General features: G+C 72.0%; 5 protein-coding genes. 3 read left to right on the top strand and 2 right to left on the bottom strand.

The window, feature by feature from the left end:
- Window positions 1-86 precede the first annotated feature (86 nt).
- Window positions 87-1,388, top strand: a complete 1,302-nt coding sequence (locus ABZX96_RS24485) for a DUF418 domain-containing protein (RefSeq protein WP_355548185.1) — start codon at window positions 87-89, stop codon at window positions 1,386-1,388.
- Window positions 1,389-1,473: 85 nt separating this feature from the next.
- Here the strand turns inward: ABZX96_RS24485 and ABZX96_RS24480 are convergent, their stop codons facing one another.
- Complete coding sequence (locus ABZX96_RS24480; protein ID WP_355548182.1) at window positions 1,474-2,400, bottom strand: LysR family transcriptional regulator; 927 nt, start codon at window positions 2,398-2,400, stop codon at window positions 1,474-1,476.
- Window positions 2,401-2,516: 116 nt separating this feature from the next.
- On the opposite strand from ABZX96_RS24480, the gene ABZX96_RS24475 reads away from it, so the two are divergent.
- Window positions 2,517-3,359, top strand: coding sequence for an inositol monophosphatase family protein (locus tag ABZX96_RS24475; RefSeq protein ID WP_355548179.1), 843 nt, complete (start codon window positions 2,517-2,519; stop codon window positions 3,357-3,359).
- 198 nt (window positions 3,360-3,557) lie between these two features.
- The gene (locus ABZX96_RS24470) at window positions 3,558-4,214 is read left to right on the top strand and encodes an NAD(P)-binding domain-containing protein (protein WP_355548177.1); all 657 of its coding nucleotides are present in this window, start codon (window positions 3,558-3,560) and stop codon (window positions 4,212-4,214) included.
- A 130-nt stretch (window positions 4,215-4,344) separates the two neighbouring features.
- Here ABZX96_RS24470 and ABZX96_RS24465 read toward each other — a convergent pair whose 3' ends face one another.
- Window positions 4,345-5,868, bottom strand: a complete 1,524-nt coding sequence (locus tag ABZX96_RS24465; protein ID WP_355548174.1) for a carboxylesterase family protein — start codon at window positions 5,866-5,868, stop codon at window positions 4,345-4,347.
- Window positions 5,869-6,000 lie beyond the last annotated feature (132 nt).

Genomic DNA, 6,000 nt, shown 5'->3' with positions numbered 1-6,000 from the left:
GGCGGGGGTGTCCCCGCCACCCGGCGGAGGGTGTCCGGACCTCTGGCGGATAGGCCGGCGACCTGCGGGTTTTCCACTGTGGGGGCATGACCCAGTACGTGACTTCACAGGGTGTCCCCTCTGAGGCCGCTCACGCCCGGCACCCGCCCTCGACCGGTCGTCTGATCGGCGTGGACCTCGCGCGGGGGCTCGCCGTCTTCGGGATGTACGCGGCGCATGTCGGGCCCGACCCGAGCGAGGGCGGTGTCATCGGCTTCGTCATGGAGTTGGCGCACGGCCGTTCGTCCGCCCTCTTCGCCTTCCTCGCCGGCTTCTCCCTCGTCCTGCTCACCGGGCGCCGTGAGCCGAAGATCGGTGTGGAGGGGCGACAGGCGGTGCTCCGGGTCGTGGTCCGTGCCGCGATCCTTCTCCTCTTGGGCACCGCGCTCACCATGGCCGGAACGTCGGTCGAGGTGATCCTGGCCTATTACGGCCTCTTCTTCGTCCTGGTCCTCCCGCTGTACCGCCTGCGCCCCGCGACGTTGGCGATCCTGGCCGCCGGTACCGCCTTGGTGCTGCCGCAGGTCTGGTACGCGTCCCTGGGGCCGATCGAGAGCGACGCGTGGCACGAGACCGTCATCGCCCACGACCCGCTGGCCCGGCTCAGCGGCACGGACGGCTTCACCGACCTCTTCTTCACCGGCAGTTACCCGGCCCTGGTGTGGCTGCCCTTCGTCATCGCCGGTATGGCGGTGGCCCGCCTCGACCTCGCCTCCCGGCTCGTCCGCGTACGGCTGGGCCTGGTCGGGGCCGGTCTGGCGCTCGCCGGGCACGGTGGTTCGTGGCTCGCGCTGCACCTGGTGCCCGGTCTGCCCCGCACCCTGTCCGAAACCGCCTTCGACAGCAGTGCGGTGATGGAGTCCTGGTGGTCGGACAGGGCCGGGCTGCCGGACAGCCCCAGCGCGGCGTGGATGTGGGTGGCCGCACCGCACAGCGGCACCACGTTCTCCCTCCTGGCCAACACCGGGGTCGCGCTGTGCGTGCTGGTGGTGTGCCTCACCGTGATCGGGCGGTGGGTCCGCGTCCGGCGCGTCCTGACACCGGTGATCGCCGTGGGCACCATGTCCTTGACGGCCTACGTCTTCCACATCGGGCTCATCGCCGTCCTGGACCACCATGAGGAACCGCTCGGCCCGCCGCTGCTCGTCCTGCTCGGCTTCATCGCCGCAGCCATGCTGCCGGCCGTCCTGTGGTCCCGCTTCTTCCGCCGCGGCCCGTTGGAGTACCTGCTGTACCGCGCCACGACGGCGGCGGCCGAGCGGACGAAGGTCACGGCGGGGGTCGCTGCCGTGTTCGTCGTCATGGCGGTCGTTGGCGGGGCTTTGGTGGGGGCGCCTGGGGCGGCGTGAGGTTGTCGTCTGGATCGGCATGGGACCGTCCGGATCGGTGCGTACCGGTCACCGCCCGGCCCGGGCGGTCATGGGGGCCGGGCGGTCACGGGGCCTGCGGGGAGGCGGGCGCTGGCGTGAACAGGGCCTGGACGGTTTCGGTGGCCAGGTCGCGTAGCCAGATGTGGGCGCGGTCGTCGTCGTAGCGCTGGTGCCACAGCAGGTACAGCGGGATGTCGGGCGACTGGAGGGGCAGCGGCAGCGTGACCAGGCCGAGCTGGTCCCGGGTGGCGCGGGTGACCGCGTCGGGAAGGGTGACCACCAGGTCGGTTTCGAGGGCGAGTCGCAGCGCGAAGGTGGTGGTGGGCCCGGCGGCGACGATCCGGCGTTCGTGCCCGTGTGGCGTCAGGGCGTCGTCGATCGGGTCGTGCAGGCGTCCGCGCCGCGAGACGGTGAGGTGTTCGGCGGCGGCGTAGCGCTCGATGCTCAGTGGGCCTTCGGTGAGCGGGTGGCCGGGGCGGACGGCGACGACGAGCCGGTCGCTGCCGACGAGACGGTGGCGGACGTCGGGCAGCGCGGACCGGCTGGAGCTGGATGCGAGGTCGACTTCTCCTCGCCGCAGCTCGGGGGTGTCCGTGCCGGGTTCGGCGGGCAGGCGCAGTTGGACGCCGGGGGCCTGGCGGTGGACGGCGGCGACCAGGGCCGTGCCGCATGCGGCGGTCAGGGCGTCGTGCCAGCGCACGGTGAACACGCGCTCCAGAGCCGCCAGGTCGAGTTCCTGCTGCGCGGACAGAAGCCGGTGCGCCTGCTGTACGAGGGCGTGGACCTGGGCGCGCATGGCCAGCGCACGGGTGGTGGGGACCATGCTGCGGCCGGTGCGGACCAGGATCTGGTCACCGGTGGCCTTGCGGATGCGGCCCAGGGAGCGGCTCATCGCCGGCGCGGTGACGTGGAGGCGGGCCGCGGCACCGGCGACGCTGCCCTCTTCCAGCAGCGCGTCCAGGGCGGTGAGCAGGTTCAAGTCCAGTTGCATGAGAGTAACTGTACGAGTGAAAAGCATGCACTTGTTGCTAATGATCGGCTCGCCTACGGTCGCATTGCGGGTGCGGAACGAACCGCCCCGCATCGACCGACCCCAGGGAGCCCGCCATGAGCACAGCCATGCCTTTCGACGCCGGTACGACGCTGATGTCCGACACGACCGCCGCGGTCAGGACCGCCGGCCTCACCCTGCGCGAGCGCTACGTCCCGCACGCGCGAGGCGTGAGCCTGAGCGAGGTCGTCGAAGAGATCCACGCCAACGACGACGCGGTGCTGGACGTGCTGCGGGAACCGCTGCTGCGGGCCAGGCCGGGAGCGCGGTGGGCCGAGGACGAGCTGGCCGGCGGCGCGCTCCCCCCTGGGGAGTGGTGGGTCGTCGACCCCGCCGAGGGCAACATCAACCACGTCCACGGCATGCCGGACTGGGCCGTCACCGCCACCTTGGTCCGCGACAACCAGCCCGTCCTCACCGTCGTCCACCTGCCGCTGACCGGCGACACCTACACCGCCGTCGCCGGCGGCGGCGCCCGCCTCAACGACCTGCCTCTGAAGGTGTCCGCCAAGACGGACCTGGGCGCCGCGCTCACCGGCACCGGCCAGGCCAAGCCCGGTGAGGACCACCGCACCTTCCGGCGGATCGGCGAGTCGGTCGCCGCGATGCTCGCGGGCGGCCTCGTCGTGCGCGTCTCCGTTCCCGCCACCTTGCAGCTCATCCACGTCGCCGCCGGACGCATGGACGCGTTCTGGCAGTTCTCCGACGTCCGCTCCGGCCTAGTCGCCGGTGCCCTGCTGGTCTCGGAGGCCGGAGGCACCGTCACCGACCTGGCGGGCAAGCCGTGGAGCACGGGCAGCCCCGACTTCCTGGCCGCCGCCCCCGGCATCCACGCCGCCGCCCTCAAGGTCCTGTCGCCGAAGGCCCTGTCGTCCAAGGTCCTGTCGTCGGCCGCCTGAGCGCGGAGCGTTCGCAGCGGCCCGCGCTCCCTCCCGTTCATCCGTCTCGACGCGCGAGTCCGACTCGACGCGTGACCCGGCTGGACGCGCGACCCCGACCGGACGCGTGAGTCCCACTCGACAGGCGCGTCCGACTCGACACGCGATTTCTACCTGACACCACGAGCCCCACTCGACACCGCAAAGGAGCACCACCTCATGACCAGCATCGGCATCCTGGGCGCCGGACGCGTCGGCGCCAACCTCGCCGGCAAGCTCGCCTCGTCCGGGCACCACGTCATCCTCGGCAGCCGGAGCCCGAAGGAGCAGAGGGAACGGATGACAGCGCCCGCCGAAGGGACCGCCCCCGGCGTCTCCTTCGCCGACCAGCGCACCACCGCCCGCACCGCGGACATCGTGATCAACGCGACGCCCGGCGACAGCACCCTGGACCGCCTCACCGATCTGCGCGCCGAACTCGCCGGAAAGATACTCGTCGACGTCTCCAACGCGACCATCGACACCGAGGACGGCCTGCCCGGCGCCCTGTGCTACCCCGGCAGCAGCCTCGCCGAGCGACTTCAGGACGCCCTCCCGGACACCCGCGTGGTCAAGACCCTCAACACCATGTTGTTCATGGTCATGACCGCCCCCGAAACCCTGGCCACCCCGCCGACCGCCTATGTGTCGGGCAACGACGAACACGCGAAGAAGACGGTCACCGGCCTGCTCGGCGATCTGGGCTGGCAGCCCGCGTGGATCGAGGACCTCGGCGACATCACCACGGCCCGCGCCACCGAGGCCATGATCCTGGTGGTGCCCCACATCCTGCGCCGACACGGATTCCAGCCCTTCGCCGTATCCCTCGCCCGCTGATCCGCCAGGGTCGGCACCAGGGCGCGGGAGCCGCCCGGGCACGAGGAATCCGCCCCCGAACCGCGACTCCCCCTGGTCCTCCGACCCTGCCCTTCCTCGGAAGCGCGGGCAGGCGGAGACGCGCGACGGATCAGCCCCAGACCCGCCGTTCCCGGCCGCGAGGGTCGTCCACCTGGGTCCACTCTCCATCGATGCGCATGGTGGACCTGCGCTCGGTGTCGTACGGAGCCCAGCCGGGGTCGCCGGTCCTGGCGAACCGCACCCAGGTCTCGTGCACGCGGGCGGCGAGATCCGCCGGGGGCTCGTCTGGGCCGAGCAGGGCGGTGGGGCCGTGCAGTTGGGGGAGGTGCGCGAGGTCGAAGACGAAGGGGAGCTCGACGGCGTGGGTGGCACCGAGTTCTCCGTCCAGGGCCCGCGACCGCCAGGCGAACTCGTAGACGTGGGTGGCGGACCCGGGATGGGCGGCGTGTGCGTCGGCCAGGGCCCGGCTGCCCGCGCCGAACAGCGCGTCGCCCATGATGGCGGAGCGCAGCTCGCCGAAGGACGCCTCGGGACGTGCCGTTCGGTAGACCTCGACGAGCTGCTTCGGCTCCGGATGTGAGCGCGCCGCCGCGTCGTCGACGTCCCCGGCCGTCGAGGTGGCGTACTTGTTCACGGGCACCAGGTAGAGGTTTCCCTCCTCGGCGTTGGTGCCGATGAGGAGGTCGACGTCGGCGCCGAGGCCGACGGCGACGGACGCGGCGGGCTGGGTGTCCAGGACCAGGCTGAAGGGGCTGAGTCCGAGCAGCGGATCGTGGTGCGTCGCGGTCCGCAGGTCGATGCCCGTGAGGTGGGAGGCGGTCTCGACCAGGCGGTCGTCGGGGATCGCCGCGAAGGCGTCGACGTGCGGCTCGACGCCGAGGGCTTCGGCCGCCGCCCGGGTGACGCGGGCCGCCTGCTCGGTGGTGAACGCGCCCCGGCCGCTGCCGCTTTGGACGATCGCCCGCCGGAAGAGGCCCGCGGCCTCGGGCGTGGCGAGGACGCCGCCGACGATGGTGGCCCCGGCCGACTGCCCGAAGAGGGTGACGTTGTGCGGGTCACCGCCGAAGGCGGCGATGTTCTCCCGCACCCAGCGCAGCGCGGCGACGACATCGAGCAGACCGCGGTTGGCGGGCGCGCCGGGGAGGTCGAGGAACCCGGCGATGCCCAGCCGGTAGTTGAGGGTGACGAGGACGACGCCGTCGCGGGCGAAGGCGGAGCCGTCGTACAGCGCGGACCGCGTCGATCCGGCGACGAACCCGCCGCCGTGGACGAACACCATGACGGGCAGGTCGCCCTGCGCGGTGGCGGGCGTCCAGAGGCTGACGGTCAGGTAGTCCTCGCCACGGCTCCAACCGGCGCCGAAGTAGGGGGACATGTCCACACTGCCGAGCGTGCGCGCGGACTGCGGCGCGGTGGGCCCCGGCACGGTGGCGTCCCGGACGCCGTCCCACGGCGCGTGCGGTTGGGGCGGTGCGAACCGGTCGGCGCCTCTGGGTGGGGCGGCGTAGGGGATGTTCAGGAAGGCGGTGGTGCCGTCGTTCTGGCGCAGGCCGCGGACGGTTCCTTGGGCCGTGGTCACCAGGGGGTGTGTGTCAGCCGTGGTCTTTGGGGAGTGAGTGCCAGTTGTTGTCATTGGGGAGTCCATGTCAGCCGTGGTCTTTGGGGGGACGCGTGTCAGTCGTGGTTTTTGGGAGGACATGTGGCAGCCGTGGTCTTTGGGGGGACGCGTGTCAGCCGTGGTCACTGGGGAGTGGACGTCAGCCGT

This window comes from Streptomyces sp. NPDC003077 (genome assembly GCF_040611095.1).
GTDB lineage: Bacteria > Actinomycetota > Actinomycetes > Streptomycetales > Streptomycetaceae > Streptomyces.
The sequence above is the reverse complement of the archived record's forward strand: the minus strand, read 5'-3'. Positions and strand labels throughout refer to the sequence as shown.